Origin of the sequence: Roseomonas rosulenta (assembly GCF_016106005.1) — a bacterium.
In the GTDB taxonomy this organism is placed as follows: domain Bacteria; phylum Pseudomonadota; class Alphaproteobacteria; order Acetobacterales; family Acetobacteraceae; genus Neoroseomonas; species Neoroseomonas rosulenta.
Genome location: NZ_JACADR010000508.1, coordinates 1 through 1,556 on the forward strand (window position 1 = coordinate 1; position 1,556 = coordinate 1,556).

The 1,556-nt window shown below is 75.1% G+C and carries 2 protein-coding genes; both read left to right on the forward strand.

Going from position 1 to position 1,556, the window contains the following annotated elements:
* Positions 1 to 288: hypothetical protein (locus HW578_RS28100; RefSeq protein WP_232479317.1), on the forward strand; the 288-nt coding region annotated here is incomplete at its 5' end.
* Positions 285 to 1,472, forward strand: coding sequence for a cupin domain-containing protein (locus HW578_RS26365; RefSeq protein WP_198373669.1), 1,188 nt, complete (start codon positions 285 to 287; stop codon positions 1,470 to 1,472). The genes HW578_RS28100 and HW578_RS26365, both read left to right, overlap by 4 nt.
* Positions 1,473 to 1,556: the final 84 nt, after the last annotated feature.

A 1,556-nucleotide genomic window follows, 5' to 3' on the forward strand; every position in this document is an offset into this window, starting at 1 on the left:
CAGCCGGCCGCGACCGGCACTTCCGACAGCGACCCGCGCGATGCGGCCGGCCGTGGCCGCCCGCGCACCGGCCAGTCGGATAGCGACCCGCGCGATGCCGCTGGGCGTGGCCGGCGCTACACCGGCCAATCCGACAGCGATCCCCGCGATGCGGCGGGTCGCGGGCGCCCCCATACCGGGATGTCCGACAGCGACCCGCGCGACGCCGCCGGGCGCGGCCGCCCGCGCACCGGCTTTTCCGACAGCGACCCGCGCGATGCGGCCGGGCGCGGACGAGGATCACGATGACCGCCACGCTTGCCGAAGACGCCTGGTCCCTGGCCTTCGGGTCGATGCCCTTCGAGGACGGCCTGGCCCTGCGCGAGGGCACCGCCTGGCGCCTGATGCCCGGCAACGACCCCGGCCGCTATGCCGGGCTGCTGTCGATCGCCGACCTCGACCGCTTCCTACGCACCGATGCGGCGCGCACGCCGCGCGTCTCCATGGCGGACGGCGCGCGCAAGGGCTCCGCCGCCGTGCCGCCCGACGACTACCTGGAGGAGGGCGGAGACCGCGTGGACCTGCCCCGCCTGCTGGCCCTGCATGATGGCGGCGCCAGCCTGGTGGTCTCGCAGTTCCACGAGATCCATCCGCCGCTGGCGCGCTTCTGCCGCGGGCTGGAGAAGGCCTTCCTGCACGCCGTGCAGGCGAACATCTACCTGACGCCGCCCGGCGCGCAGGGCTTCCGCGTGCATTTCGATACGCATGACGTGCTGGTGCTGCAGGTCTCGGGGCGCAAGGCCTGGCGGGTGTGGGACCACATCCCCTATGCTGCGCCCACCCGCCACACGCCCTGGGCCAACAATGCCGAGGCGCAGGGCGAGCCCCATGCGCTGGTGATGTCGCCGGGCGATGCGCTCTACCTGCCGCGCGGCGTGATGCACGAGGCCATGGTGCAGGACGGCGCCGACCCGTCGCTGCACGTCACCGTCGGCTTCATGGAGCCGGCGATCGGCGAGATGCTGCGCGCCCTGCTGTCGGAACTGGAAGCCGAGGAGCCGGCGCTGCGTGCCGCCATCCCGACCTGGCGGCTGGCCGATGGCGGGCTCGATGCGGTGCAGCACCGACTGACGGCGGCGCTGGCCGCGCTCGCCCGGCCCGGCATGGCCGACCGGCTGGCGCTGGCGGCGCTGGACCGCCTGGCGCGCGAGCGGATGTCGCTTCCCATGCGCGGCCTGCACAGCCGCCCGCCGGGCCCCGAGGATCGCCTGCGCTTGTCCGAGACCATGCATCACACCCTGGTGCCACTGCCCGAGGGCGGGGCGGCGCTGCGCTGGTATGGCGGGGTCGAGACGCTGGACGCGACGCAGCTCGCATGGCTGACCGCGCTCGAGGATGGCGCCACCCCCGCCGCGCTCGGTGAGGGCGCGCTGGGCTTCTGCCGCCGCTTGGCGCGGGCGGGATTGCTGGAGGTCGAGCCCGCGGGCGCCTGAACGGGCGCCGGGTGCGTGGCCCGGACGGGCCCGGGACACACGGCCTGGAAAGGGCCGGGACGCGGGGCCTGCAGAAGCGCGAGG

Bases quoted from the DNA above. Each gene is read 5' to 3' on its own strand.
- HW578_RS26365 (WP_198373669.1), top strand. From the start codon at position 285: ATGACCGCCACGCTTGCCGAAGACGCCTGGTCCCTGGCCTTCGGGTCG.